The organism is Yersinia enterocolitica (assembly GCA_002082245.2).
GTDB classification, from domain to species: Bacteria; Pseudomonadota; Gammaproteobacteria; order Enterobacterales; family Enterobacteriaceae; genus Yersinia; species Yersinia enterocolitica_E.
Map to the genome: position 1 here is coordinate 537,704 of NBTC02000002.1, position 26,810 is coordinate 564,513.

Consider the following 26,810-nt stretch of genomic DNA (forward strand, 5'->3'; position numbering starts at 1 on the left):
GCCGCCACGATAGCGATGTTCCAGTAGATACTTCAGCCAATGATGCAGAAAATACGGTGTTCAGATGGGAGATATCAGTAGTAAGGACGACAGTGCTGCTGTATATGCGGGTAATCAGGTTAATCGCCTGACGCGATACCACCGTGTGACCTTAATGGATCATGTTGTCGTTTTAATTGGTTGATTATCATGTTATTGCCATTGTTGAACAACCGGCACGACCCTGAGGATGAACCAATAAAAAGCCCTCAATGATGAGGGCTATAGACTAACGGTTGGCTTTATCATCAGCCTCATCGAGCAGGCCTTTGGCTATTTTGCTGGCATCCAGATAACGTGCTGAGTGTAAGATGCCGCTAAGCGTCTCTCGGACACTGGCCAGGAACTGATCGTTATCTGACTCATTAGCACATTCAACCATTAACGCGACAAGCAAAGCTTCATGGGCGATCAGATGATCTTCACCAGGTAAGTTTGCATCAGTTTCACCTTTGTGAGCGCGGACAGATGTTTGATTAAGTGATGACATAAAACTCCTTATTTAATAATTGAGTAACTACCTAACTACTATAGCGGGATTTTTATTTATTGCTATCGTATAAAAATACAGGTGAAATTTATCCACCTGCATAGTGAGATTGGCTAAATTAGATAAAGCCTAATTATTTATTGACCAAAGTCGACATCACATGCTTGATAAAACGCATTGCCTGAGTCTGCAACAATCCATGCCAGAATAATGACGTGATGGCCTTTTTTACCTTTAGGTAAATGAACCTTGTGCTCGATTTTAGCCACTAACTTATCGTTGTGCGAGTAATAAGGAACATAAGGATAGATATCTTCATAAAACGGTGCTGGCTCTAATTGAGCCCGTGTAATACGTTCTGCTGGGTTCCAATCATCTTTGGTAATAAACCAACGATAACCACGAGTAACATGAGCAACAGTGTAGGCCCAATATATATCAAGGTCACTGCCTGGGTTAACCACGATAGTTGGCCAGGTAAAGTTATCATTAGGGTGACCGATAGACCGTAGCTTGTGTTGCATTTCTTTATCGGTGAAATTCACCACCTCTCGATTACCGCGGTGACCACCACTGAGAATAAGGCCATCAGGGGGTGGTGGGTTGCTCCAACTATCCATTTCGTAAGGGGGGACGAAAGAACCGCCTGTCAAATCAGGGAAGTTTTTTCCTCCTTCCATTTCATTATTTTCCCATTCAGCAATCAATCCTAAATCAGTTGCTACCAAGCCTCGTGTTTGAGGATCAGTGACCCGGCCATGCCGAAGTTGTAATTTATTGTTACTCATGATTTTTACCTCGATAGTTAAGTGTTTTTTTAGATTTTTATGCAACAATATATAAGTATTAATTGGTAATATTGCAGTTTGATATTTTGTAAATAACCTTATTCTACTGTTTATTTAATTATCAAACTTATTATTAATTTGTTTGTGATAAATATCGTTAATGCTAAGTTTGGTGCACATGATGACATTGTGTTTTTTGTGGGGAATTATCGTTTAATATATTATTTTGTGTTTAATTTTTTTATAAGTATGTGGTGTGATAATTCATTTATCAAATCCTTTAATTGTTACTCTATGAGTAAATTATGTATATCTTCACTGCTATTATATTTAACACAGTTACCGAACATGGCTGAGTTAAGGATTGGTCATCATTTTGATTATTATCATTTTTTAGGGGCGATTAATTTTCATCCCACGATGGAACGTTGTAATTATGTTTATTTATTAAAGCGAAGTGATATTTTTAAAAAATGATACTCAGCCTTCTGGCGACGTTAAACGCGGCAGTATTATGGCTACTGGGCATATTATATTATGCTGAAAATAAAGGATTACATCTGAGATGTCAGGCCAATAGCCTTAAGTCATGACGGGTCATATCTTATCTGACATTAGCGGAGAATATCTTGCGACACTCTCCGCTAATTTTAATATGAACATTACTGGATGCTGTTCTTAAACACCTCACCAAAGCCTACCGAAGTAGGGCGTTGGAGTATCAGTGCTGGCACTATTTCAGCGTTATGTATCTAACAACCTATCTCATTTTACTGGGCGGTAAATTCGAACAGCCGCTGTTAGGCGCAGGGTGCGATGCGCCAATTCTTCTGCCGCTCCGGCATACTGTTCAACCATGGCCGCATTCTGGTGTGTCATTTGATCTAACTGACCGATCGATTGGTTAATTTGACCAAGTGCCTGTGTCTGTTCATGGGTTGAGGTGCTGATTTCACTGATTAGGGTAGAAACTTGACCCGCTTGTTTGACGATATTATCCATGGTGGCCCCAGCATTTTGCACTAAGGCGCTACCGTCACGAACCCGCTCCACACTGGTTTCAATTAATTGTTTTATTTCTTTGGCCGCGGTTGAAGAGCGCTGAGCCAGATGGCGTACCTCGCTGGCAACTACCGCAAACCCTCGACCTTGTTCGCCAGCACGTGCCGCTTCAACCGCCGCATTGAGCGCCAGAATGTTGGTCTGAAAGGCGATTCCTTCAATGACACTGATAATATCTACAATACGATGACTGGAGGCATTAATCGTACCCATAGTTTCAATGACTTGATGCATCAACTCGCTGCCTTGTTCTGCAGCATGGCTGCTCATCGCGGCCAACGATGTGGTTTCATTGGCACTATTAGCACTGTGCTGTACTGTGGCCACTAATTGTTCTGTGGCGCTGACGATATGCTGCAAGTTGGCGGTAGCCTGTTCAGTTCTAACTTTTAACTCACGATTCCCTGCGGCAATTTCACTGCTGGCAGTGTTAATACCATCAACCTGGCCGCTAACGTCATCCGTCAGAGAACGGAGATTCAGCCCTAATTGATTGACACTCCGCATCAAGTAACCAATTTCATCAACGCGATTTAGCTGTACGTAATCACCCGCTTGCCCAGAAGAGACATCTTGCGCTTGTTGCAAAATTGCGGCGATAGGGTGGGCAACCTGACGTTCTAACCACCAGGAGGTCACCACGCTGCTGGCAACGCTAACTGCGGCCAAAACGAGTAATGGCAAACCGGTTATCCCTATCACTCCGGCGGCCACAGTAGGGAGTAAAGCTGCCCCCAATAATGCCCCGCGCAAGCGCCAGCGTAATGGTAATTTTTGGAACAACGACAATAAAGACAACCAACCGGTACGAACAACTAACCCTCGATATAGTGCTATGTGGCGCTGCCTGGCCTTACCCGAATTAAAATCGACATACAGTGCTTCCGCTTGTTTAACTTCTTCGCGAGTGGGGGCAATGCGTACCGAAATATAACCGGTCAGACGGCCATCATGACGTAATGGCGTAGCATTAGCGCGTACCCAATAGTAGTCACCATTTTTACGGCGATTCTTAACCAGTGATGACCAGGATAAGCCAGCATTCAGGGTTTGCCACATGTCAGCAAATGCCGCGGGTGGCATATCTGGGTGCCGAACAACATTGTGCGGTTGACTCAGTAAGTCCTGATATTCAAAACCACTGGCGCGAACAAAGGCGGCATTGGCATAGGCGATATTGCCGTGAATATCGGTGGTGGATTGCAAGGTGGTATCGCGATCAATGGGATACTCCTGCCGACTGACAGGCTTGTTCACTCTCATAATAACCTCAGTAAATGGGGGAGTTCCCTGATAACAGGTGAATACAATAACTACAGACGGTAATCGGCCTCATAAGATAAAACTTTATACTTTTATTAATTAAATTATTGATTCCCCATAATGGTGCTGATTATTCATGCTATTGCACTTTTCTGGGGCAAGATTGTATTTATTAAATGATTAATATATTTAAATTTATTTTTTTATTCAATTATAATTCTATTATTTAAAGTGATGTAAGTTATATAAAAATACATTAAAAACAACTAGATGGGATCTTTACTGTAGGGCTGCATTAAATATAATTGATGAAAAGAGTGAATGAATTCTCTTGCATCTAGTTGTTTGTCTATTATTTAGATAAAACATAGTTCAAATCTGTTTGAATGTTGCAAAAGATGATGCTCATGAGTTTTTTATTTACAACTGACCATTGATTATGAATATATGAATAACTATTTGTTACAGTAGTGGGGGTATTAGTTGAGTCGCTATCAAAGGTAAAACCCCTGAAAGGCAGGGGTAAAAGATGAATAAGACCGTATGGACGTTTAATAGCAAGCTGTTCTAAATCTAATGTTTCATCTGTGCAGCTTGCAAGGTTTTGATGCTTGTAAATGGATTAAACCCATTTGAGTATTGTACTTTTGCACCGTGGATAGGGTAAATCTTCTCGCCTAGCTAAAGTGATTATGACTTTTCTTCAAGCTTTCAATTTTCATCAAAAAATCATAGATAGGTGAAAGACGGAGAAAGTCTTTACTCAACCGGTCAACCAGTTGTCTGGAAAATAATAAATCCATATCTCTGCGGTGGCTAATTAATGCCCACGACTTCTTGTTGTACCAGACCGCCAATGCCGGTGGTAGATCTTTAATCAAAGGGCGCTTGTAACTCTCTCCCTCAATCGAGAAATTGGGATAAATACAGTCAGCTATGGTGAGAAAATCAGCCGGAGCACGGAGCAGTTGTTGTCTGAAAAGATCCATTGTTTCTCGCGAGGCGCTGTAATACCCCAACCCATAACGCCACCAGTCTGGGCCAAATTCGAAAAAGTAAGTTGGAGCATCCGTCCAATTTTTACGCGATCTTTTAAATGTTAACCAAATATTGCTGCGATAGAGTGACTTATCATGAGAGAAACGGGTATCGCGATTCATGCGAGAAATTGTCTTGCCAATCGCCGGACGAACTTCAAACAGTTCATCAATAGTCAGCATATCTGAACTCAGGTCGGTAACCAGTTTTCGCACTGGCTGTAGTAGATGCTGATCATAGATATCGCGATGTTCCTCGAACCATTCTTTGTTATTGTTGTGAGCAATGTGCTGTAAGAATGTCAGCCCATGTTGAGTAAAACCGGTAAATTCACCCATAATATTCCTTTCTATATGCGGGGCGGACTAAGCCTCTGTTGCCAACCATCAACGTTTTCACGTGACATTCATCTATAAGCAGTACACCGAGGTATTCGTTAAGTTATGTTACCGGATAACCGCGATAGGACAATCTTGAATTCGGGTAGTATATGCAGGTGATAACATTTCACGTTTCATCTGCCATTCTTGATTAACTCCTTGCCCGATAAACGCAATTTTACTTTTACCGGATTGATTAATTTTGTCGATAGCCGCCATCAATGATTCACTGTTAATGTACGGTTTGCTCTCATCAAATAGACCCAATTGCGCGATACCCTGATTTGAAAAATCTCCCAACATAATACCTGCTTTCAGGTAATGGTGACCGGGTCGCCAAATTGCCGCTAGGCATTTGAGAGCTGCGGCAATAATATCCCTTGAATCCAAGGTCGGAAAGTTGAGGCGAGTGCTGGCGAGGTTACTGTAATAGACCTCGTTACGGGCAAAAGGGCTGGTTTTGATAAAGGTTGATACATGGCAACAGTATTGGTGCTCCTTGCGTAGCTTTTCTGCTGCTTTCTCGGCATAGCTACAAACGGCTTCATGCATACTTTGATATTCTGTAATGCGTTTACTAAATGAGCGCGAACAGATTATTTGTTGTTTTGTAGGTGCGAACTCAGCCACCGCCAGACAAGCTTCTCCGCGCAATTCTCGCACTGTCCGTTCCAGTACGACGCTAAAGTTTTTGCGAATAAGCGCGGGGCTGGCCTCTGATAATTGAAGGGCGGTGGTTATCCCCATCACTGCCAGCTTTTTTGCGGTACGCTGGCCCACGCCCCATACCTGTGCCGCTGGCATCAGCGCCAGCAATTTGCGTTGACGTATGGGATTGGACAAATCGACTACACCGCCCGTTTTATGCCATAACTTAGCAGCATGGTTTGCCAGCTTGGCGAGAGTCTTGCTTGGGGCGATGCCTACACCGACATTTAGGCCAGTCAATTTGCGTACTTTATCACGCACGCCCTGACCAAACTCTTCTAGTGTAATGCAATGCTGTACACCATTAAGATTGAGAAATGCCTCATCGATTGAGTAAATTTCAATCCCTGGGGCCAGTTGTTCAAGAATAGTCATGACCCGCGCAGACATATCACTGTAGAGTGCGTAATTACTGCTAAACGCGACAACACGATGCTGATGGATAACTTGCTGTATCTTGAAATAGGGTGCCCCCATTGGAATACCCACGACCTTAGCCTCCCGGCTACGGGCAATCACGCAGCCATCGTTATTGGATAACACCACCACAGGGCGACCATACAAATCAGGCCTGAATACCGTTTCACAACTGGCATAAAATGAGTTCACGTCAACGAGAGCAAACATTATCGTAACTTATTGATGCTAAATACAATGACGCCAAAGATAACCCACTCTTCATCCCCTTCACATAATATGAGTGGGGGAGTGGCTGCATTCAGCGCCTCAAGGCGGGGAACCGGTCGTAAATAAAGCCGCTTAATATTGAACTCACCCCCGATGGTTGCAACGACAATATCGCCGTGCTGTGCCTGCAAACTGCGATCTATCACCAGCAGTGCGCCGTTGTTAATACCTGCATCACTCAGGGCGTCACCCTTGGCGGTCATGAAAAAGGTGGCGGCTGGGTGCTCAATGCAGTGTTCATTAAGGTCGATTCTCTTTTCAATATAGTCCTGTGCAGCATTGCCGAATGCACCCATAAAGCCTCCAAATGCGTTATCTAAGGGGAGAGCGTGATAACAAAAAAACGACTGATTTACAAAATAACTGGTTATGCATACAGTATGTGCGGCGAGGTGTGGACAGAAAAGCCCTGAAGAGATATTTTTATTCAGTATATTGATTTATAAGAAGAGAAAGTTATCTATCAGGATGGAATAGATGAAACGTAGCGCTACCTGGCTGAATGGCGGCTGAGAGGATGTCGATATCGTTTAATTATAATTAATAGCTAAATAATTACTTTTGTAGGTAGGTACTGCTCATTAATTCCTCTATTGTTATTCTCTTCATCACCTCCGTCGCCAGTTAAGAATATGACTAGTCACGTTATATCATCGTGTTGGCAGCGGCGCTGGCTATTGTCATATAACAAGGGATAAAGAATGAAATTAGAAACATTATCTATTCATGCAGGTTATTCACCGGACCCCACCACCAAAGCCGTTGCGGTACCTATTTACCAGACTTCCTCCTTTGCTTTTGACGATACCCAGCATGGCGCTGATCTGTTTGATTTAAAAGTCGCCGGCAATATTTACTCGCGCATCATGAACCCCACCAATGATGTACTGGAGAAACGGGTTGCCGCTCTCGAAGGGGGGATTGCCGCTCTGGCCGTGGCTTCCGGTATGGCGGCGATTACTTATGCTATCCAAACCATTGCCGAAGTGGGGGATAATATTGTGTCGGTGGCCAAGTTGTACGGCGGGACTTACAATCTGCTGGCGCATACGTTACCGCGTTATGGGATAGAAACCCGTTTTGCCGATCATGATGATATCGCCGCATTGGAAGCCTTAATCGATGACCGAACTAAAGCAGTTTTCTGTGAATCAATTGGTAATCCTGCTGGGAATATTGTTGATTTGAAAAAATTGGCTGATGCGGTTCATCGCCATGGTGTGCCATTGATTGTCGATAATACCGTCGCAACACCAATCTTGTGTCGACCATTTGAACACGGTGCGGATATTGTGGTTCATTCATTGACCAAATATATCGGCGGTCATGGTTCCAGTATTGGCGGTATCGTGGTGGATTCGGGTAAGTTCCCTTGGACGCAATACCCTGAGCGTTTTGCTCAATTAAATACCCCTGATCCGTCATATCATGGCGTGACCTATACCGAGCAATTCGGCGCGGCTGCCTATATTGGCCGTTGCCGGGTGGTGCCATTGCGCAATACTGGCGCTGCGTTATCGCCGTTCAATGCTTTCCTGATTTTGCAGGGGCTGGAAACATTGGCTTTGCGTATGGAGCGTCATACTGAAAATGCGCTGAAAGTCGCGCACTATTTGCAAAACCATCCACAAGTCAGTTGGGTTAAATACGCAGGCTTACCTGATCATCCTGAGCATGAACTGGCCCAGCGCTATTTAGGTGGCAAACCAGCCTCAATATTGTCATTTGGTATTCATGGCGGCCAGGAGGCGGGCGGGCGTTTTATAGATGCGCTGAATTTGATCGTGCGCTTAGTGAATATTGGTGATGCCAAATCACTGGCTTGCCACCCAGCGTCAACCACCCACCGTCAGCTTAACGATGAAGAGCTGATCAAGGCGGGCGTACCACGGGATATGGTGCGTCTATCGATTGGTATTGAGCATATTGATGACATTCTCAATGATCTTGCTCAGGCACTGGATGCTGCCAAGTCTTAGTCCGGCATTATTATAAGTTCTAATGGAGAACGGCCGGTAACTTAAGGGGAACCGGCCGAGAATATTTGAATAGATTTAACGTGTCGCTAGCGTTGCTGCAATGACATCTGCATAAGGCGTTGGCGGTCGGCCAATCAGTTTGCTCAATGTATGACTGTCATCAAACAGCCCCCCTTTAGCTGCGCCAGCATCAGAATCTGCTAATAGGCTGGCGAAAACATCAGGTAAACCGGCATCGAGCAATGCTTGCTTGAAATCGGCTTCAGACAAATCGTGGTACACCACAGCTTTACCTGACTGGCGGGCAATTTCTGCCGAGAATTCAGCCAGTGTATAGATATCGTCACCGGCTAATTCGTAAACTTTACCCGCCTGGTTTCCCTGCGTTAGCACCACAGCGGCCGCTTCGGCATAGTCTTCACGTGCGGCAGAGGCGATACGCCCCTCAGCTACTGCGCCGATAAATGCGCCGTGTGCCAGGGCTGGCGCGATACTTGCTGCATAGTTCTCGGTATACCAGCCGTTACGCAATAACACCACGGGCAGACCTGATTCACGTAATAGTGCTTCGGTGGCCCGGTGTTCTTCGCCTAACCCCAGTGGGCTTTTATCCGCATGTAACAAACTGGTATATGCCAACAATTTAACACCTGCACGCTTGGCCGCCGCGATCACGGCGCTATGTTGGGCAATACGCTGACCCACTTCACTCGATGAAATTAACAGTAGTTTATCAACACCTTGAAAGGCGGTATCCAGCGTGGCTGGCTGGCTATAGTCAGCTTTGCGGATTTGAACACCTAACGCCGCCAGCTCGTGGGCTTTGTCCGGGGTACGTACCGCAGCAATAATCTCACTGGCTGGCACTTTTTTAAGTAATGCATTGATAACAAGGCGGCCCAATTGGCCTGTGGCACCGGTTACTGCGATCATAATGACACTCCAGATTTGATGTTATGAGAAAGATGACAGACAGTTGGCAAAGAATAAAACCGCATAATTGGCCAGAAAGTTGCCCTTAAGTTCATCATATGCAATATACTAACTTTACGTAAGTACGCACCAAAAGGTTAGTATGAAAATAATAGAGCCGCAAAATTTGAGTCACACTGTTTCGTTTCCCGAACAAGTTCGGCGGGGTGAATTACTCAATGCTGATTGTCCCTCAAGAGAAGTGCTCAAGCGCGTAACCAGCCGTTGGGGGGTGTTAGCCTTGATTGCGTTAAGCAATGAGACTCTGCGTTTCAGTGCGTTGCGCAGAAAGATTGGCGGTGTTAGTGAAAAGATGCTGGCACAAACTCTGCAACACCTTGAAGAAGATGGTTTTGTTGAGCGTATTGCTTATCCGGTAGTACCACCTCATGTGGAATATAAATTAACGCCGTTGGGGAAAGAGATTCAGGAGCAGGTGGAAGGGCTGACTGTATGGCTTGAGGCCAATCTGCACCGTATTATGGCGCAACGACAACAGCGGGCAGAATTAACTACCAATACGTTGTAACAGCAGCCATGGCATCAACCATAGCTGCTGTTAGGATTTATCGCATAAAAGCATCACAGAGTTTTCAACGCTTCCACCGACTCGATAGCCATGGAGGCGATAAACTCGGTCACGCTATAATCGGCAACCGCATTAAACGGATCTTCGGCCAATATCTTATCCAGCTCTTCACGGGCAATACTTTTGGCCAAAATAATGCCACCGGTACGCGGCACTTTACGGCCTGATGCGATAAAAACACCTTGTGTATAGTACTTTTTCAACCACTCTTTATGACTTTCAGTGAGTGCTTCGACCACATCGATAGGTTGATGGTAAGTCAGACTGACAACAAACATGCGAAACTCCTTCAGGGCGAATGTCTAATTAAGATAACGCCTTGGCTGATGGCTGGCATCTTTAAAATGCATAATTATTAATTTTTATCTTAAGTTTTGGCCTTCATAGATAAATTTGGCATATCCAAAGCCATAATCGTTATTTCACCTTTGCGCGCGGCAGCATCTACCCTTAAAGCATCAGTTTCATCCCGCTAGATAAATAACGCAGAGGTAGCAATGGCTAAGATTACAGCATGGTTTATCGGGCTTCCCCTGTGGTGGCCAGCGCATTCAGCCGCGAGCGATACCGTCCCGCATCAAGCGGATGGTGCGCATCTATTAGAAACCATCAATGCTATTGGTGGGTTGTATGGTATTGAGTTTATCCATCACGATGGTGCTTAAACCGCACGGTGACTGCACTAGATGGCGGGCAGAAAATAAAATCATCTGCCCGGATAAACATATTTAACGGTAAGCGGCTAAAGCAGCTCGCATCCCCACACGTTTAATTGTTTGCAACTGTTCAGTAATGCTATTGGTGAGCTGCGGGATGTGATTGAGGTCTTGCCCCCAATGGGTGGCGTCGGCTAATACCAATCGCACTAATCCCTCCATCGGCAGTGAACCGGCGTCAACGTCGTGCCACATAGAGGCGAAACAATTTAGCCAGTGGGCATCATCCTGTAATGCAAAACATTCATCGTCACGTTTTCCTCGATAAAACATCAGTAAGGCGGCAAAGGCAAAGGTGAGTCGTGGCGGTAACTGCCCGTTATTTTGCTGGCTGGAGAGCAACTGAGGCAAAATACGGGTACGGAATTTGGTCATGCTATTGAGGGCAATAGACAGCAGTTGGTGCTGAATAAACGGGTTACGAAAACGGCTCAACACGGCTTGAGCAAAGGTTTGTAGCTCATCCGCGGGTAAATCCAAGACTGGAATAATCTCTTCGCTGATCAGTTGTGCGACGAATTGACTGATTTGCGTGTCGGCCATGGCCTCGCCGACTGTATTTAAACCCGCCAGAAATGCGACCGGCACCAATGCGGTATGAGCCCCATTGAGAATTGCCACTTTGCGTTCTTTATAGGGCTTAATATCATCGACGATTCGAATGTTTAGTGGGTATTGATTCAGACGTAGTTCCTGCGCTAATGATTGCGGTCCTTGGATCACCAACAGGTAAAAGTGTTCTGCGGTATCGAGGAATGCATCGTGATAACCCAGGTGGTTTTCCAGGGCGACAGCTTCATCACGGGGATAGCCGGTCACGATACGATCGACCAATGTAGAGCAAAACGTATTGTGCTGTAATAACCATTGACTGAAACCTTCGCCTAAATTCCAGCACTGCGCATAGCGTAGGACTAACTCCAGCAATGCTTCGCCGTTATAATCGATCAACTCACATGGCAATAGCACCCACCCCTTATCGGCTGCCCCGGAAAAATGTTGAAAGCGCTCAAACATGAGCCGCGTTAATTTCGCAGGATAACTGGCGGGAGGCGTATCACTAAACTTATCATCTTCCAGATAACTTATCCCAGCCTCCGTAGTATTGGAGAACACCCAGCGAATATCTTCATTACGGGCGAGGGCGAGGTAGCTGTCAAAGTCCTGATAAATATTGATTTCGCGGTTAACCGAGCGAATGATGCGTGCATCACTGACTTTCTCACCTTGTTCGTTTAAACCGCGAATAATTGTGGTGTATAAGCCATCCTGAGTATTAAGTGATGGGGGGAAATCACTGTTAATCGGGCGGACCACTACGACACCGGCATTAAGGTCGGTATGTTCATTTAGTCGGTCCAATTGCCAATCGACAAAGGCGCGCAGGAAGTTTCCTTCACCAAATTGAATCACTTTATCTGGGTGAGTACGGCCAGGAAAGTTTTCGCGGTTTAACGTTAGCATGGTGTTATATCCTTAAAATGAGTGAGATCAGAATTGAATAACGCCTTTGATAAGATCTTTATTCTTCACGACCTGCTGTTCATAAATATCTGCCAAGGTATTGAATTCAAAACGATGTGTCAGGATCATGTCCGCCGATAATTTGCCAGCGGCCATTAATTTCCCCACTTTGTCAAAATCCTCAAAGGTGGCATTTCTGCTGCCCATCATGGTGGTCTCTTTCTTATGGAAGTCAGGATCAGGGAAACTGAGATCACCTTTGAATAAGCCCACAAATACAATGCTGCCCCCGTGACGGATAAAGTTGAGGGTGTTATTCATTGCTCGTTGGTTACCTGTGGCATCAATAACTTTTAGTGGCAACATGCCAGCAAATTGCTGGCGTAAATTTTGCTCAAATCCGGCATCACTGGGATCTAATGTCCGGATATCCAACAGGTTTTCTACATGTTCACGGCGTTGTGCACTGGTGTCGGCCATCACTACATAGGCACCATCGGCTTGCGCAATGGCGGCCACACCCAAGCCAATTGGGCCAGCACCGACCACCAAAACATGCTCATCAGGATGAACATCGGCACGGCGCACAGCATGGGCGCTGATGGCAAAAGGTTCAATCAATGCAGCCGAGACGGGATCTACATCGTCGACCACCAATAAATTACTGACTGGGACGGATAAATACTCACTGAAACCCCCGTCTTGATGGACGCCAATAACAGAAATGTTTTCGCAGCAATTGGTTTTACCGCTGAGACAGGAATTACAGTGCTGGCAAGCAACATAAGGAATAACGGCAACGCGTTGCCCGGCATGCATATTATTGACGTTATCCCCTAGCGCTATTATTTCGCCACAAATTTCATGACCCAATACTCGGGGATAACTAAAGAACGGTTGATTACCTGCCCAGGCATGTATATCTGTGCCACAAATACCAACATTTAAAACCTTTATTAAGGCTTCATTAATTCTCGGTAACGGTTGAGTTCGTTTTTGATAAATAAGTTTGGTTGGTTCAAGGCAAACTAAAGTATTCATCGTGGTCATGACTATTCCTCCAAAAGGTGAGGTTTGATATTCATTAAAAATCACAACCAGGTTTAAATCGAATGTGATATTTGTGAGGGATGACGAATTATTCTGTTTTAAATTGGTTTTAAATGAATAAAAAACAGCTAAGGATAATCATGAGCAGAACACAAAATCTTCGTCACAATGTCATCAATCAGATGATCGACGCTATTGCCAAAGGGCATATTACATCACCACTTCCTTCTCAAGCTTCCCTAGCGGAAATGTACAGTATCAGCCGGACAACTGTGCGTAATACCCTGAGTCATTTAGATCACTGTGGCGTGTTGGAGAAGGTCGGCGACTACTACATTATTGTCAGAACACCCCAATCAGAGGACGGTTTTGATTGTATCAGTCAGTCACCAGACGCTCAGGCCGACGTATTTGAACGTGCTTTTTTTCAGATGATTAATCAACGTCAGCTTCGTGCAGGAGATTCATTTTCAGAGTTACAACTTGCTCGTGCCGCCAATGTCAGCGCCGTGGTGGTTCGTGAGTTCTTACTGCGTTTTTGTCGTTATGACCTCATTGTTAATATCCGCCGTGGTCAGTGGAGCATGAAAAAATTTGATCAAAACTATGCTGAAAAATTATTTGAGTTACGTGAAATGTTGGAAACGCATGCGCTAAATCGCTTTTTAAATCTTGCACATAGTGATGAACGTTGGCTGCAAGCCAAAGAGCTATTGGCTCGCCATCGGCAATTGCGGGATACCATTGGCAGCAGCTATCGCATGTTTTCACAGTTAGATCGTGATTTTCATACCCTGATACTTTCTGCCGCTAATAACCCATTTTTTAATCAATCTCTGGAGATTATTTCAGTTATTTTCCACTTCCATTATCAATGGGATGAGAGCGATTTAAAGCAGCGCAATATCGTGGCGATAGAAGAGCATATGGCGATTTTAAGTGCGTTAATCTTTCGCAATGATTTGGATGCGGTGCGCGAGTTACGGCGTCATCTGGATACTGCTAAGCAATCAATGATTCGCTCGATCACGCAATACAGCGAATGATTAACCACCTAGAGAGTATTGCTGAAAGCGCATACTAAGATAAAAAACCGCATAAAAAACCATTAAGGACAGATAAAATCCAGCAAACTATTAATCATCTCACGTATTCATCACAAAGATATGCTGTATATAGAATGCCCACACTAATCTGAATTTCAGTTAACTTTTCTCTCTATAGTTGACGCTGTAATAAGTCTTTTTTCTTGAGATTTTTATTTCCTAATAGATTCATATCGGACAGGTTTTTTTATGAATCGCAATGTGAATATATTATAAAGTTCAGGAGCTGGGCGTGGAAAAAAATAATGTCGTGATAAATAATGATGCGGGTGTATTAAACCCAACATCAGATGAAACCCCCAAGGCTATACTACATACAGAGCGTTCTAGTCGTATTAAAAGAATTCAAACCGTATCGATGGTTTTATTATTCTTGGCCGCAGTCATTAACTTTCTTGACCGTAGTTCTTTATCTGTAGCGAATTTAACCATTCGTGAAGAGCTAGGGCTAAGTGCCACGGAGATTGGTTTTCTGCTTTCCGCATTTTCTCTGGCATACGGTATTGCTCAACTGCCGTGTGGCCCGTTGTTAGACCGTAAAGGCCCGCGCATTATGTTAGGGCTAGGCATGTTTGTATGGTCATTCTTTCAGGCGCTATCCGGGGCTGTTCATACCTTTACGCAATTTATTCTGGTACGTATTGGGTTAGGTATCGGTGAGGCACCCATGAATCTTTGCGGTGTGAAGGTGATAAATGACTGGTTCAATATTAAAGAACGTGGCCTGCCTATGGGGATATTTAATTCTGCGTCGACAATCGGTTTAGCCATCAGTCCACCTATTCTGGCCGCCATGATGATGGTTATCGGTTGGCGTGGGATGTTTATTACCATTGGTCTTTTGGGGATCGTACTTTCTATCGGTTGGTATCTGCTTTACCGTAATCGTGACAGTATCAATTTAACCGAAGCAGAACAAAAATATCTTGATGCAGGCAGTGTTAATGTAAGTCGTAAGCCTGTGAATTTTAAAGAATGGCGTGGCTTATTCCGTAATCGCACTATGTGGGGCATGATGCTGGGCTTCAGTGGCGTCAATTATACTGCATGGCTCTATCTGGCATGGCTGCCGGGCTATTTGCAGACAACGTATCATTTAAATCTTGCTAGCACTGGCATGTTTGCTTCTATTCCCTTTATTTTCGGCGCGGCAGGCATGTTATGTAATGGATTCGTTACCGATTTTCTGGTCCGCCAGGGTATGGCTCCTTTAAAAAGCCGCAAAATATGCATTGCGGTCGGTATGTTGCTGTCAGCGGCATTTACCTCTGTCGTCGTCCGTGCTGACACTACCGGGAGTGCGGTTATATTAATAGGCATGGCACTGTTCTGTATTCACTTCGCTGGGACATCATGCTGGGGGCTTATACATGTCGCGGTCTCTTCTCGTATGACTGCATCGGTTGGCAGCATACAGAATTTTGCCAGTTTCATATTTGCATCATTTGCACCGGTGATAACGGGTTGGATAGTTGATACCACTCACTCATTTAGCCTGGCATTAACCATCTGTTCTTGCGTTACTGTCCTCGGGGCTCTGTCTTACATATTCATTGTACGTGAACCCATTTTAGATACCGCAAAATAAAATGAGCAAGGCCGATCAGAACTCTCGATGAGATAACGATCGGCCTTTCTTGGTTATCTTTGTGGCTGGCAATGATGGCGGCGCTTAAACCAGGATTGCATCATGCCTGGGCGTGAGAACATCACTAAATTACCCAATAGGATGAGCAGTAAACCAATAATGGCATTCAGGTGCCAGTGATAGCCTTCATAGAAGGTTGATATGGTTAGGGCCACCAGCGGAAATAACAAGGTACTATAAGCCGCACCACTGGCTCCGATTCGTCCAATCAAGCTGAAATAGGCGGCAAATGCAATCACGGAACCGAAGATAGCCAGATACAACAATGAGCCAAGGTAACGTGGCGTGAGTTCGAGAGTAAAAGAGTGTTGTTGAATCATACTGAAAAGTCCCATCACTGCCGCACCATAAGTCATGGCATAAGCATTGGTTGACAGAATATCCAATCCCTTGCGTTGGTGGCGGCTACTGATCATATTACCCAGAGAAAAACCATAGGTACCCAGCAAACTTAAGCCAATACCTTTAAGTAATTCCGGGGCTATTTGTGTGGCGGTCAGATCTTGCCAGAACAAAGCAACAATACCTATCATGCCGAGGATACTGGCTGGCAGCAGGTTAGGGCTAAGGCGTTGGCGAAAGAAAAGCATGCCATTGATGGCATTAAACAGTACCGCCATTGAGAAAATAACCGATTCCAGGCCGCTACTGATATAAGCCGCAGCATGATAAAAACAGTAAAAATTAAAAGCAAAGACACAAACCCCTTGTGCCAGACAAAAAAGGTGGTCACGCACCGTGAGCTGGTGCAGTCGGCGGGCGAGCAGTAAAACGAGCATCATGACACCGGCCGCCAGCACAAACCGATAAAAAATGGACACAGTAATAGCAACATCACCTTGCTGTTGTAGGGTAATGGCAATCCAGGTCGTTCCCCAGATCAGTACAACTAACAAATATAGCAGCGCGTTCATCGTTATTTCTCATCACAGCTAGAAAACAGCAGTATCCGGTATAGGAAGGAGAGGCGCTTTCAGCGGCTTGCTTTAAATTGCAAAATCTTGCGCATTTTTACGATAAATCGCTGGAAAATATAGTCTGCCGTCTGGCAAGCCATTAAACTGGTTGCATCCGCGTACCGAAAGGAAGTCAGCGCAATGTTGGAACGGTATCAAGCCTTTGAAACCCTAAAAGAACACAAAGCGTGCTTGCATGATTGTGTGCAACTCGGCTCGGGTATTCAATTGGCAGCCTGGTCTAACCGTGATGACTGTATTACACAAGAAAGCCCTGATCACCACACCTTGAGCCTGTATGTTGCAGATGGCTATGAGTGCTATCACAAAACGCGCGCTGGCTGGAAAAATGGCGGTGGACCGGATCGTTTTTGTATTATGCCAAAGGGCAGCTTATCCAGTTGGGATGTGCGGGATGACCTGTCATTTGTACATTTGTATTGCACCGATAAGCATCTGCGCCAGCTAGCTGAACAAATTTGGGAGCGCAGCCCCCAGTCAATTCAGGTTGATGAACGAATTTTCGCAGAAGATCCGCAAATAACGTTGTTATATCGCCAATTTTTACTGAATTGTAACTGGCAAGAACAGGCCAATCATTTAGCCCTCAGTAGTGCTGCTACCTTGTTGATGACCCATTTATTAAAAAATTACACCCAGTTGCAGTGGGCGATCCCCGTAATTCGCGGTGGGTTGTCTCCGGCAGTGTTAAAACGGGTGAAAGAGTATATTGACGAACATCTTTCACAGCCGTTGCTGTTGTCAGATCTTGCTGAACAGGCAGGGTTGAGTGAGTTCCATTTCGCACGGATGTTTAAGCAGAGCACTGGGCTGTCACCACATCAATTTGTGTTGAAAGCGCGGTTATCTCGCGCAGACCAGCTATTAAGACATAGCATGATGCCGCTTATTCACATTGCCCTGGAGTGTGGTTTCAGCTCTGCCAGCCACTTCAGTAACTGTTTTAAAGTGGCCTATGGCCTAACGCCCTCGACTATTCGGCAACGCTAATCACAGCACGCTATAAGGGGCAACTTAGGTCACCTTCAGCACAATCAAGGAATGACTGTAGTTCTGCCGAGCGAGCTTCAGTTTTGTGGGTCAAACAAGCCGAGATAATCATAGGATGCACTGAACCGCCTTCGGTGGCTGAGGATTGGAAGGTACAATCTGCGTCACGGTATTTTATCCAAGTAAGTTGCGCACTCTTTAATAATACTCTTTGGGCAACTGGGGTTTTGGCCAAAACTTGTTTATAAATACGGTTTAGTTCGGTATCGGCTTTCTTATAATCTAAATTTGCGCACTGGTTTATATCCAGTTGTGTCAGTGCGTTCTGGCAGTCAAGTGCCAATGCTTGGTCGACGGGTAATGCCAGTAGCGATATCAATATGATCTTCTTTAACATGATTATTTTTCCCAAATAATAGTCAAAAGATAATGTTAGCCCCACATTGAATAATGTGAGGCTCAGAATTATATTACATTGGTTTCTTAGGTACCCACTCAATCTCTTTTTTCATCTCAGTAATTTTTTTGTTCGGTGATTTTTTACAAACATCAATCACTTTTGGTGTGTAGACCTGGTCTATTTCCTGGAAATCTACGCTATCGCCTTTTTTATACTGGATATCCCGGTTTAGGATCCAGAAAGCGACGGGGGTCATACTTTTCGGATTAAGATCAAGGAATTCTTTGCAGGTCATTTCTGTTGGGGTGGTGGGTGATGATGCTGCGAATACTGTGTTAACGGTTACGAGCATGAGTGTCACAATGACACTCTTAAGCAGTGATTTATAGAACATGACTATTTCCTTATCTATATATTAAATTTCAACTGATATTATTGTTACATGGATGAGAGTTATATCTCGTTATTTAGCATGAGCTATAAAGGTATATCTTGCCAGCGCCAAGCTTAAATTATCGGGATGAGGGATAAGACGGATTATTATTTTCTGCTAGCGTTCCTCTTATGTGTCTGATTTGCATGAAAGAGATTTAATAGCGATTTATATAAGATTGGTAAACGTAGCTATCAATAGTAATTGTTTATATTTTTTGTTTCTTTATTAACTATGACATGGCTATTTATTTTGAAATAAAAAGCAGAGCAACAAAATATGCCTGCTTTCAATTTATCTGTTGCTACAATACTATTAGCGATACTAATAAATATAACATTTTAAACTTTGTGGTTTTTATCTGATAGCGGTGGAGGGCATGGATACTTGCCATCATGTTGCGGCTGGTTTTTTGCTGGTTGGCTATCATGATGTTCTTTCGCTGGCGGCAACGGGCGGCCACTCTTGTCTTTCGGCGGTTCAGGTGGGCGTTTACATCTCACCCCCGATTGTTTTTGTGCTTCTTTATTAATAGGTTGTGTGGCAAAGCTAGAGGCTGCATTCAATAGCAACATTGATACACCACAAAACATCAGTAACTTCTTCATTCTCGCTCCAGTTATTCAATAGGAATACATCATCACCATAACGGATTGTTCTTTCAGTTTTCTTGGCGAGATTTGTAATGATATTATCAAGTTGAGTGTCTGTAGTTATCTATTAGAGAGTATCATCATTCCAAACCTACACTGATTCATTGGTGTATGTTATAGTTCACAGTGTTATTATTAGCGCCATCAGTAGACTGGTTATAATTTCATTTTTTCTTGTTCTAAATTATAGGTGATTTACTTTATGTCTTTATTTTCTTTTTATCATAACTGCCTGAATGCTTTGACTGGGAAAGTATTTGGTCAGCACCGTAAAGGTGAACCAGTGAAGAGAGAGAATGGGAAAGATAAATTATCTAATCTTCAACTGGATGTACTGTTGAATGCGGAAAAACAGGTCGCGATTATTACCACCGACTTAGATAGTCGGATCACCATATTTAATGTGGGTGCGGAGCGAATGTTTGGCTATTCTAAAGATGAAGTCTTGGGAAGCCCTATTTCGGATATACTGCACATTCCAGAGTTTGGTAAGGATCAAGCTGAGCTGGATTATTTATTGCTTAATCGGCGTGATGCCAGCGAGTGGTGTTATCAGCGCCAAGATGGGAAACGTTTCTGGGGAGCACTTAGTGTCCATGAAATAACTGCCGATAATAACCAGACCGTGGGTTATATTAGTGTGATTGCTGATGTTTCGGAAAGAAAATTCCTGCTGATGAAGCTGGAAGAAAGTAAGCAGATGATGGATCGTTTAACTAAGAATTTACCAGCAATGATTTATGCTTATTATTTAGATGCAGAGGGTAAATCTTATTTTAAATATTGTAGCGAGGGTGTCAGGAAAATATTTGCTCTGTCACCGGCTGATGTTTTGTATGTGCCCAGAGAGGAAAACCCTCTGTTTAGCCGCGTGCATACTGACGATATGGATATGCTAAAACAGGCGGTAGCCATCTCTCAACAGAATCTATCTGTCTGGCGCTGCGATTTTCGCGTGGTGTTGCCGGGCAAAGGTACACACTGGCTCCATGGTGAGTCTTTCCCGACGCTTCAGGATGATGGGGCTGTTATTTGGTATGGCTCGTTTTTCGATATTACTGAACTTAAACAGTCAGAATCGATCCTCAAGGCGTTGTCACAAACCGATGTATTAACTGGGGTAGCCAATCGTCGCCACTTTGATGATATCTATCAGCACATCTGGCAAAAAAACCAGATCGAAGGCGGTTCTCTGTCTGTGTTGATGATCGATTTTGATAATTTCAAAAGCTTTAACGACCTTTATGGTCATGCAATGGGGGATGTTTGTTTGAAATCCATTGTCGAAACTTTGTCAAAATCTATTCGTGGTGGTTCAGACATTTTGGCGCGCTATGGCGGCGAGGAGTTTATTGTATTGCTAGCACCCAGTACCCTGGCGGATGCGAAAGCGGTTGCCGAGCGCATGCGTCACTCCATTGAGGAGTTAGATATTCCCCATGGGATATCGCCAGAGGGGCGGGTGACCATCAGCATTGGTGTGGCTTCGGTATCCGCGCCGGGTGAGTCTATTTCGGCGACAGACTTGTCGGATGCTGCGGATAAAGCGTTATATCGGGCGAAAACCACGGGGAAAAACCGCGTGGAAGCGGTGGTGCTGAACTGATACGTAAAGAGCGTGTGGGGCAGGGAAGAGAGTCATTACTGCCCCACAGAGAGTCGATTTAGGATAGTTAATGTCTAGTTGTCGTGATCCTGAGCTTCACGCAGGCGTTCTTGCTCTTCAGCTATAACCGCTTTGATTTCCTCCAGTACACCCTCAACATCAGCTGCTTCGGTGCTTTCTGCAAACTCACCAGTCAGTTGCGTTTCTGGATGCAGTTTACCATCCTCATAAAGTGCCCACATCTCTTTGGCATACTTACGATTAAGCAGTTCTGGTGCGTATTGGCCATAATAGTGTGTCATGTTTGCGACATCCCGCTCCAGCATGGCTTTAGCATGATTGTTCGCCGCAGCATTGACGGCTTGCGGTAAATCGATAATGACCGGGCCCTCTTTATCAATTAAGACATTAAACTCTGATAAATCGCCATGAACCAGACCGGCGCAAAGCATCCGTACCACATATTGGATCATCAACGCATGGTCAATCAGCGCTTGTTCTCTGCTAAATGGCACATCACTCAGGCGGGGGGCGGCAAGGCCATCTGCATCGGTGACCAGTTCCATCAATAAAACACCATCAAGGCATGCATAAGGTTGAGGTACCCGAACACCGGCATTGGCGAGCAGGTACAAGGCATCCACCTCGGCAGTTTGCCAGGTCTCTTCCTGTTGCTTGCGGCCAAATTTAGAACCTTTGGCCATGGCTCGCGCGTCACGACTGTTACGAACCTTACGCCCTTCCTGATACTGAACAGCCTGTTTGAAACTGCGGTTTTCAGCTTCTTTATAGACTTTAGCGCAGCGGATATCCTGCCCACAACGGACAACGTATACATCAGCTTCTTTGCCACTTTTCAAACGACGGATGACTTCGTCAACCAAGCCGTCATCAACCAGCGGTTGGATTCGTTTTGGAATTTTCATGGCGTCCTTGTACCCTATTTAAGCCCGCGATGGAATGGCTTTGGCTGAATTTTCCTTCAGTTTACCATTCGCGCCCATCAGCGGGTGGGTTTTTACTGAGTATCAGGCAGCACTGAACTGGGCATTATGCAATTTTGCATAGGCACCTTTACGGGCCAGCAATTCATAATGGTCGCCCTGTTCCACAATCCCTTCCTTATCGACCACAATGATACGATCGGCATTTTGAATTGTGGCTAAGCGATGGGCAATCACCAACGTCGTTCTGCCTTGTGATAATTCCGTTAGCGCAAGCTGGATGGCTTGTTCAGTGGCAGTATCAAGCGCGGAGGTGGCTTCATCCAGAATCAAAATCGGTGGATTTTTCAGGAAAATACGTGCAATTGACAAGCGCTGTTTCTGCCCACCGGATAATTTCACTCCGCGCTCACCAACAACGGTATCCAGTCCATCAGGCAAGCTTTCAATCAACTCATCTAGCCGGGCTTGTTGTGCTGCAACCATTATTTCATCGTCGCTGGCATCGAGTTTACCGTAAGCAATATTCTCACGGATAGATCCGCCGAATAAGAAAACGTCCTGCTGAACAATACCGATATTATTACGCAATGATTGCTGAGTCATATCACGGATATCAATACCATCAATCGTGATTGCCCCCTCATCGAGTTCATAAAAGCGGGGCAGCAGTGAGCATAACGTGGTTTTACCCGCCCCCGATGGCCCGACGAATGCCACGGTTTCGCCAGCCCGGATTTGCAGGTTCAAATGGGTGAAAATTTTATTCTGCGGTGAATAACCGAAACTGACATTGTGATAACAAATATCGCCATGCAAATGGCCAACAGGGCGAGCGTTTGGTCGGTCAACAATATCAGGCAGTGTATCTATCAATTGAGTGAATCGCTTAAAACCGGCAATTCCTTTCGGATAACTTTCCAGGACTGAGGTTATTTTCGCCACCGGGCGAAAAAACACTTCAACTAATAACAGAAATCCGACAAAACCGCCGTAACTCAACTGGTCATGCACGACGTACCAGGTACCGGCAACCATCACAATTAACTGCACCAGACGGGTACTGAGGTAGCTCATAGTCATACTGGTGGTCATGATGCGGTAAGCCCGCAATTTGGTGGTGCGGTAGCTTTCGTTATCTGCGGCGAACAATTTCTTTTCATGAGATTCATTAGCGAAAGCTTTGACGACACGAATACCGCCGATACTTTCCTCAATGCGGGCATTAAAATTGCCAACTTGACCAAACAGTTTGCGCCAGGTTTCGGTCATCTGTGAACCGTAGCGGCTGACCAGATAGGTCATAAAGGGTACGATGATGATGGTGAGCATCGCCAGTGGTAAATGGACGGATGCCATCAAAATGAATGCACCGATAAAGGTCATAATGGCAATAAAAAGATCTTCAGGACCGTGGTGGGCAATTTCTCCAACCTCTTCAAGGTCTTTGGTGACGTGGGTGATAATATGGCCGGTCTTCATATTGTCGTAATAGCTAAATGATAATTTTTGCAGATGGCTAAAAGCCTGGCGACGCATGTCGGTTTCGATACCCACACCCAATGCGTGCCCCCAGTAGTTAACAATCGCCATTAGCGCAGTATTGAGCAGATAAATCATCAACAGGCCAGTTGCCACCCAAACGATCAACACCCAATCTTGATTGGGAAGTAATTTATCAATGAACAGTTTTACCGCCATCGGGAAACTCAGCTCCAGCAGCCCGGCCAAAATGGCACAGCCAAAGTCTAGATAAAAAAGCCCTTTGTACGGGGCATAATAAGAAAAGAAACGGCGGAGCATTGGGGTATCCTTACAATTACAGAGGAGAAATCGGTACAAATGTCGGAAAAGCTGTTCGCTGCATTATAAATGTAAATGGTTCTTAATAGCATTTATTTTGCTATTTATTATCCGATAATAGAATTCTTATCTGTGAGAATATGCATTGAAGCCAAGATTATATCGAGTATTGTTAGTCAGATAATAGCGAGGAGCAGTAGCAATGAATTTGACCATGACAGATGCCCCAACGACTGAAGATATTGCAGAAATCATTGAGGGGTTGAAGGCTTTTAACCGTAAATTTGTTGGTGATAATGGTCGTAAACCATTAGCCGTATTTATCACAGGAGAAGGTGGCGAAAAGTTGGGAGGGATTACCGGATATACATTAGGTAATTGCCTGAGTATTGAGTTGTTATGGGTATCGGATGCATTACGTCACTCAGGGGCTGGTACTAACTTGATGAACGCAGCCGAACAGGAAGCAATACAGCGGGGATGCAAGTTTGCCCAAGTAGATACATTCAGCTTCCAGGCTCGCCCGTTCTATGAAAAACAGGGTTATCAATTGAAAATGACGCTAGAAAATGTACTGGGTGAGTACCACCGTTATTATTTGACTAAAAATCTGATTAACTAGTTTGGCAGCACAAACCGACTATGCGCAGTTTAAATTCAAATGGTATCAAGACCTATGTCTAATAGGTCTATTTTGTCACTGATACATAAAGAGGCTACCGCTGTGAGTGTATATACGCCTTAATATTAGTGTCACGCCCACTCAACAGTGAATATTCAGCTTTTAAAGGAGGCTCACATTTTCTCTGAATTGCATCTATAGGCGTGGGTCTTCTATTAGGTTATTCTGTTTTACATTGGATTAGTTAATGTAAATGGAAATGAATATGGCGGCTTCATCAAATAAAAAGCTCTCGCTGTGGTCATTAACCTCGCTGGTCGTGGGTTCAATGATAGGTGCTGGTATTTTCTCTTTACCTGCTACATTCGGCCGAGCAACCGGAGGATTGGGTGCCATCATCGCGTGGATTATTGCTGGTGGCGGAATGTTAACTCTGGCCTTTGTTTTTCAGACTTTGGCACAACGTAAGCCAGATTTGGATTCCGGTGTTTATATTTATGCTAAAACTGGGTTTGGTGATTATGCCGGTTTTGCCTCAGCCATTGGTTTTTGGGCTGGCGCCTGTATCGGAAGTGTTTCCTATTTTGTTTTGATCAAATCAACATTGGGAGCCTTCTTCCCACTATTTGGTGATGGTAATACGTTATCCGCTGTCTTAATTGCGTCATTAATCTTGTGGAGTTTTCATTTTATGGTGTTGCGCGGCATCAAAGAAGCCGCAGCAATCAATACTATTGCCACCTTTGCTAAAGTTATTCCGATATTTATTTTTGTTATTGTGCTGGCATTTGCATTTCATACAGATACGTTTGCATTAAACTTCTGGGGTTCCCAATCTTTGTCTGGTGTCGGTGATCTCTCCCATTTGGATGACTATGGTTATACCGGTCATGCGGCATTAGATATTGGTGCAACATCAGAGACACTATTTGCTCAAGTGCGCAGTACTATGTTGGTCACCGTATTTGTTTTTGTGGGTATTGAAGGGGCGAGTGTTTATTCCCGTTACGCTAAAGAAAGAAAGCATGTTGGTATTGCTACTGTTCTCGGTTTTATTGGTGTTTTATGTTTACTGGTATTAGTGACAATGCTTTCCTATGGCGTGCTGCTTCGTCCTGATCTTGCTGCTTTACGGCAACCCTCAATGGCTGGGGTGTTAGAACATATAGTGGGTCGATGGGGCGCTATATTTATCAGCATCGGGCTGATTATCTCCGTTATGGGTGCGTATCTGTCATGGACCCTATTGGCGGCTGAAGCACTCTATTCCGCAGCAAAAAGTAATATCATGCCGCAGATATTTGCAACGGAGAATAAGCGCGGGGTGCCATCGGCAGCGGTTTGGATGTCGAATATTTTTATCCAATTATTCTTAATTGTTACGCTCTTCACTGAGTATGCGTTCCAGTTGGCACTGGAACTCACCAGCTCATTAGTTTTGATCCCCTATTTGCTGGTTGCGGCTTATGGGCTGAAATTGGCCTGGACCCGAGAAACCTATTCGGTAGGTTCGGTCGAGCTGAAGAAAGATTTTATTTTTGCTTTGATAGCAACACTATATGCCATATTAATGGTCTACGCGGGCGGGTTGAAATACATATTACTGTCAGCAGTGATATATGGTCCGGGAACTGTGCTGTTTATCATCGCGAAGCGTGAGCAAAAGAGAGCAATATTCGCGCCGATTGAAAAATGTCTTTTTGCCGTGGCCATGATTACCGCTTTAGCCGCTCTGTATAGCCTCGCCACAGGGGTAATTACGGTATAATAACGTCGGTGATACAGTAATTGTCCACTGAACAGAGATGACATTATATTATCGCCACAAACACTTAATCAAAGCTAATGTATTTTGCGCCTATCCCTAACTTTACAATGGATGGGCTTGATCTATAACACAGAGTACGACAGGATCGCGTTGGAATAACTAATGATTAGGTTGATATCCGATAGAAATGTATCCATTATAAAATGCGATTTTTCTTATATAGAGTTAGGATTGGTGTGCGCCAATCAGTAGGTATTGCTTTGAAAAAACAACAAAATATTACCCCGAATAGTGATTATTCTGCGGGAATTGGCGATGCGCAATTTGCGCTCGTGGTTTTACTTACAACATCATGTTTGCTGATTGCAATAACATTGATTGCGATCCTATGGTTAATCTAATGATACGCCATAGAAATTAGGGGGAGTGTATGGATAAGAGCTTGTTTGATGACAACAAAGTCATCGCATTGATCGGTTTACTGTTGGCGGCACTCATTGTCGTCAGTGTCATGTTTGCGATGACCTATATGGCGGATCGCCAACGTAACGAAGCACAACCTATTGATGTACAGAATTGCTATAAAAAGAACTGAAAAGCGTTATTCGCCGGAAAGCAGTGGTAAGCATTCAGGC

At 44.4% G+C, this 26,810-nt stretch carries 26 protein-coding genes and 1 pseudogene; 11 read left to right on the top strand and 16 right to left on the bottom strand.

All coding sequences use genetic code 11. The annotated features are described in order from the left end of the window. Positions 1-268: 268 nt before the first annotated feature. Together A6J66_003735 and A6J66_003740 are read right to left on the bottom strand one after the other, a co-directional pair. A complete protein-coding gene (locus A6J66_003735) occupies positions 269-529 on the bottom strand; it encodes a hypothetical protein (protein ID PNM23384.1) in 261 nt (86 codons plus the stop codon). Positions 530-666: 137 nt separating this feature from the next. After that, entirely contained in the window at positions 667-1,317 is a 651-nt protein-coding gene (locus A6J66_003740; protein PNM23385.1) for a chitin-binding protein, read from the bottom strand. Between the two features lie 473 nt (positions 1,318-1,790). Between A6J66_003740 and A6J66_003745 the strand changes: the two are divergent. Then, positions 1,791-1,976 (top strand): annotated as a pseudogene (locus A6J66_003745) (IS4 family transposase). A 106-nt stretch (positions 1,977-2,082) separates the two neighbouring features. Here the strand turns inward: A6J66_003745 and A6J66_003750 are convergent. The 4 genes from A6J66_003750 to A6J66_003765 all read right to left on the bottom strand — a co-directional run bounded on the left by A6J66_003750 (position 2,083) and on the right by A6J66_003765 (position 6,751). After that, the gene (locus tag A6J66_003750) at positions 2,083-3,642 is read right to left on the bottom strand and encodes a PAS domain S-box protein (GenBank protein ID PNM23386.1); all 1,560 of its coding nucleotides are present in this window, start codon (positions 3,640-3,642) and stop codon (positions 2,083-2,085) included. A gap of 677 nt (positions 3,643-4,319) precedes the next feature. Continuing rightward, complete coding sequence (locus tag A6J66_003755; protein PNM23387.1) at positions 4,320-5,021, bottom strand: TIGR02453 family protein; 702 nt, start codon at positions 5,019-5,021, stop codon at positions 4,320-4,322. A gap of 105 nt (positions 5,022-5,126) precedes the next feature. Continuing rightward, positions 5,127-6,395, bottom strand: coding sequence for a translesion error-prone DNA polymerase V subunit UmuC (locus tag A6J66_003760; GenBank protein PNM23388.1), 1,269 nt, complete (start codon positions 6,393-6,395; stop codon positions 5,127-5,129). Continuing rightward, a complete protein-coding gene (locus A6J66_003765; GenBank protein ID PNM23389.1) occupies positions 6,395-6,751 on the bottom strand; it encodes a UV protection and mutation protein in 357 nt (118 codons plus the stop codon). The genes A6J66_003760 and A6J66_003765 overlap by 1 nt, the downstream gene beginning before the upstream one ends. 405 nt (positions 6,752-7,156) lie before the next feature. Between A6J66_003765 and A6J66_003770 the strand changes: the two genes are divergently transcribed. Continuing rightward, entirely contained in the window at positions 7,157-8,434 is a 1,278-nt protein-coding gene (locus tag A6J66_003770) for an aminotransferase class V-fold PLP-dependent enzyme (protein ID PNM23390.1), read from the top strand. Between the two features lie 75 nt (positions 8,435-8,509). On the opposite strand, the gene A6J66_003775 is transcribed toward A6J66_003770, so the two are convergent. Further along, a complete protein-coding gene (locus tag A6J66_003775; protein ID PNM23391.1) occupies positions 8,510-9,367 on the bottom strand; it encodes an SDR family NAD(P)-dependent oxidoreductase in 858 nt (285 codons plus the stop codon). A 142-nt stretch (positions 9,368-9,509) separates the two neighbouring features. On the opposite strand from A6J66_003775, the gene A6J66_003780 reads away from it, so the two are divergent. Beyond that, complete coding sequence (locus A6J66_003780; GenBank protein ID PNM23392.1) at positions 9,510-9,935, top strand: transcriptional regulator; 426 nt, start codon at positions 9,510-9,512, stop codon at positions 9,933-9,935. 53 nt (positions 9,936-9,988) lie between these two features. On the opposite strand, the gene A6J66_003785 is transcribed toward A6J66_003780, so the two are convergent. The 3 genes from A6J66_003785 to A6J66_003795 all read right to left on the bottom strand — a co-directional run bounded on the left by A6J66_003785 (position 9,989) and on the right by A6J66_003795 (position 13,225). Next, positions 9,989-10,273: a hypothetical protein gene (locus A6J66_003785; GenBank protein PNM23393.1), complete on the bottom strand. Its 285-nt coding sequence runs from the start codon at positions 10,271-10,273 to the stop codon at positions 9,989-9,991. 450 nt (positions 10,274-10,723) lie between these two features. Continuing rightward, on the bottom strand, positions 10,724-12,175 hold the full coding sequence (locus tag A6J66_003790; protein PNM23394.1) for a tagaturonate reductase: 1,452 nt from the start codon (positions 12,173-12,175) through the stop codon (positions 10,724-10,726). Positions 12,176-12,202: 27 nt separating this feature from the next. Beyond that, a complete protein-coding gene (locus tag A6J66_003795) occupies positions 12,203-13,225 on the bottom strand; it encodes a galactonate oxidoreductase (GenBank protein ID PNM23395.1) in 1,023 nt (340 codons plus the stop codon). Between the two features lie 140 nt (positions 13,226-13,365). Here A6J66_003795 and A6J66_003800 point away from each other — a divergent pair, with 140 nt between their 5' ends. Further along, positions 13,366-14,271 carry an FCD domain-containing protein gene (locus A6J66_003800; GenBank protein ID PNM23396.1) on the top strand — a complete coding sequence of 302 codons (906 nt, stop codon included), beginning with the start codon at positions 13,366-13,368 and terminating at the stop codon, positions 14,269-14,271. Positions 14,272-14,689: 418 nt separating this feature from the next. Continuing rightward, positions 14,690-15,919 (top strand): MFS transporter, encoded by a 1,230-nt coding sequence (locus A6J66_003805; protein ID PNM26885.1) that lies wholly within the window; start codon positions 14,690-14,692, stop codon positions 15,917-15,919. A gap of 53 nt (positions 15,920-15,972) precedes the next feature. Here A6J66_003805 and A6J66_003810 read toward each other — a convergent pair whose 3' ends face one another. Beyond that, positions 15,973-16,893: an EamA family transporter gene (locus tag A6J66_003810; protein ID PNM23397.1), complete on the bottom strand. Its 921-nt coding sequence runs from the start codon at positions 16,891-16,893 to the stop codon at positions 15,973-15,975. Between the two features lie 183 nt (positions 16,894-17,076). Between A6J66_003810 and A6J66_003815 the strand changes: the two genes are divergently transcribed. Next, the gene (locus A6J66_003815; GenBank protein PNM23398.1) at positions 17,077-17,946 is read left to right on the top strand and encodes an AraC family transcriptional regulator; all 870 of its coding nucleotides are present in this window, start codon (positions 17,077-17,079) and stop codon (positions 17,944-17,946) included. 10 nt (positions 17,947-17,956) lie between these two features. On the opposite strand, the gene A6J66_003820 is transcribed toward A6J66_003815, so the two are convergent. The 3 genes from A6J66_003820 to A6J66_003830 form a co-directional block, all read right to left on the bottom strand. Then, complete coding sequence (locus A6J66_003820; GenBank protein ID PNM26886.1) at positions 17,957-18,346, bottom strand: hypothetical protein; 390 nt, start codon at positions 18,344-18,346, stop codon at positions 17,957-17,959. Between the two features lie 70 nt (positions 18,347-18,416). Continuing rightward, on the bottom strand, positions 18,417-18,740 hold the full coding sequence (locus A6J66_003825; GenBank protein PNM23399.1) for an acid-resistance protein: 324 nt from the start codon (positions 18,738-18,740) through the stop codon (positions 18,417-18,419). Between the two features lie 380 nt (positions 18,741-19,120). Then, positions 19,121-19,387, bottom strand: coding sequence for a hypothetical protein (locus A6J66_003830; GenBank protein PNM23400.1), 267 nt, complete (start codon positions 19,385-19,387; stop codon positions 19,121-19,123). A gap of 328 nt (positions 19,388-19,715) precedes the next feature. On the opposite strand from A6J66_003830, the gene A6J66_003835 reads away from it, so the two are divergent. Continuing rightward, complete coding sequence (locus tag A6J66_003835; protein ID PNM26887.1) at positions 19,716-21,038, top strand: PAS domain S-box protein; 1,323 nt, start codon at positions 19,716-19,718, stop codon at positions 21,036-21,038. A 74-nt stretch (positions 21,039-21,112) separates the two neighbouring features. On the opposite strand, the gene A6J66_003840 is transcribed toward A6J66_003835, so the two are convergent. After that, positions 21,113-21,964: a serine protein kinase RIO gene (locus tag A6J66_003840; GenBank protein PNM23401.1), complete on the bottom strand. Its 852-nt coding sequence runs from the start codon at positions 21,962-21,964 to the stop codon at positions 21,113-21,115. A 102-nt stretch (positions 21,965-22,066) separates the two neighbouring features. Then, on the bottom strand, positions 22,067-23,785 hold the full coding sequence (locus A6J66_003845) for an ABC transporter ATP-binding protein (GenBank protein PNM23402.1): 1,719 nt from the start codon (positions 23,783-23,785) through the stop codon (positions 22,067-22,069). Between the two features lie 202 nt (positions 23,786-23,987). Between A6J66_003845 and A6J66_003850 the strand changes: the two genes are divergently transcribed. From A6J66_003850 to A6J66_003865, 4 genes are all read left to right on the top strand, one after another. Further along, on the top strand, positions 23,988-24,407 hold the full coding sequence (locus A6J66_003850; protein PNM23403.1) for an N-acetyltransferase: 420 nt from the start codon (positions 23,988-23,990) through the stop codon (positions 24,405-24,407). 265 nt (positions 24,408-24,672) lie between these two features. Continuing rightward, on the top strand, positions 24,673-26,175 hold the full coding sequence (locus tag A6J66_003855) for an amino acid permease (protein ID PNM23404.1): 1,503 nt from the start codon (positions 24,673-24,675) through the stop codon (positions 26,173-26,175). Positions 26,176-26,378: 203 nt separating this feature from the next. Beyond that, on the top strand, positions 26,379-26,576 hold the full coding sequence (locus A6J66_003860; protein ID PNM23405.1) for a hypothetical protein: 198 nt from the start codon (positions 26,379-26,381) through the stop codon (positions 26,574-26,576). Positions 26,577-26,605: 29 nt separating this feature from the next. After that, a complete protein-coding gene (locus tag A6J66_003865) occupies positions 26,606-26,770 on the top strand; it encodes a hypothetical protein (protein ID PNM23406.1) in 165 nt (54 codons plus the stop codon). The last annotated feature ends 40 nt before the right edge of the window (positions 26,771-26,810 follow it).

Bases quoted from the DNA above. Each gene is read 5' to 3' on its own strand.
- A6J66_003735 (PNM23384.1), bottom strand. From the start codon at position 529: ATGTCATCACTTAATCAAACATCTGTCCGCGCTCACAAAGGTGAAACT.
- A6J66_003740 (PNM23385.1), bottom strand. From the start codon at position 1,317: ATGAGTAACAATAAATTACAACTTCGGCATGGCCGGGTCACTGATCCT.
- A6J66_003750 (PNM23386.1), bottom strand. From the start codon at position 3,642: ATGAGAGTGAACAAGCCTGTCAGTCGGCAGGAGTATCCCATTGATCGC.
- A6J66_003760 (PNM23388.1), bottom strand. From the start codon at position 6,395: ATGTTTGCTCTCGTTGACGTGAACTCATTTTATGCCAGTTGTGAAACG.
- A6J66_003765 (PNM23389.1), bottom strand. From the start codon at position 6,751: ATGGGTGCATTCGGCAATGCTGCACAGGACTATATTGAAAAGAGAATC.
- A6J66_003770 (PNM23390.1), top strand. From the start codon at position 7,157: ATGAAATTAGAAACATTATCTATTCATGCAGGTTATTCACCGGACCCC.
- A6J66_003775 (PNM23391.1), bottom strand. From the start codon at position 9,367: ATGATCGCAGTAACCGGTGCCACAGGCCAATTGGGCCGCCTTGTTATC.
- A6J66_003780 (PNM23392.1), top strand. From the start codon at position 9,510: ATGAAAATAATAGAGCCGCAAAATTTGAGTCACACTGTTTCGTTTCCC.
- A6J66_003785 (PNM23393.1), bottom strand. From the start codon at position 10,273: ATGTTTGTTGTCAGTCTGACTTACCATCAACCTATCGATGTGGTCGAA.
- A6J66_003790 (PNM23394.1), bottom strand. From the start codon at position 12,175: ATGCTAACGTTAAACCGCGAAAACTTTCCTGGCCGTACTCACCCAGAT.
- A6J66_003795 (PNM23395.1), bottom strand. From the start codon at position 13,225: ATGACCACGATGAATACTTTAGTTTGCCTTGAACCAACCAAACTTATT.
- A6J66_003800 (PNM23396.1), top strand. From the start codon at position 13,366: ATGAGCAGAACACAAAATCTTCGTCACAATGTCATCAATCAGATGATC.
- A6J66_003805 (PNM26885.1), top strand. From the start codon at position 14,690: ATGGTTTTATTATTCTTGGCCGCAGTCATTAACTTTCTTGACCGTAGT.
- A6J66_003810 (PNM23397.1), bottom strand. From the start codon at position 16,893: ATGAACGCGCTGCTATATTTGTTAGTTGTACTGATCTGGGGAACGACC.
- A6J66_003815 (PNM23398.1), top strand. From the start codon at position 17,077: ATGTTGGAACGGTATCAAGCCTTTGAAACCCTAAAAGAACACAAAGCG.
- A6J66_003825 (PNM23399.1), bottom strand. From the start codon at position 18,740: ATGTTCTATAAATCACTGCTTAAGAGTGTCATTGTGACACTCATGCTC.
- A6J66_003830 (PNM23400.1), bottom strand. From the start codon at position 19,387: ATGAAGAAGTTACTGATGTTTTGTGGTGTATCAATGTTGCTATTGAAT.
- A6J66_003840 (PNM23401.1), bottom strand. From the start codon at position 21,964: ATGAAAATTCCAAAACGAATCCAACCGCTGGTTGATGACGGCTTGGTT.
- A6J66_003845 (PNM23402.1), bottom strand. From the start codon at position 23,785: ATGCTCCGCCGTTTCTTTTCTTATTATGCCCCGTACAAAGGGCTTTTT.
- A6J66_003850 (PNM23403.1), top strand. From the start codon at position 23,988: ATGAATTTGACCATGACAGATGCCCCAACGACTGAAGATATTGCAGAA.
- A6J66_003855 (PNM23404.1), top strand. From the start codon at position 24,673: ATGGCGGCTTCATCAAATAAAAAGCTCTCGCTGTGGTCATTAACCTCG.
- A6J66_003860 (PNM23405.1), top strand. From the start codon at position 26,379: ATGCGATTTTTCTTATATAGAGTTAGGATTGGTGTGCGCCAATCAGTA.
- A6J66_003865 (PNM23406.1), top strand. From the start codon at position 26,606: ATGGATAAGAGCTTGTTTGATGACAACAAAGTCATCGCATTGATCGGT.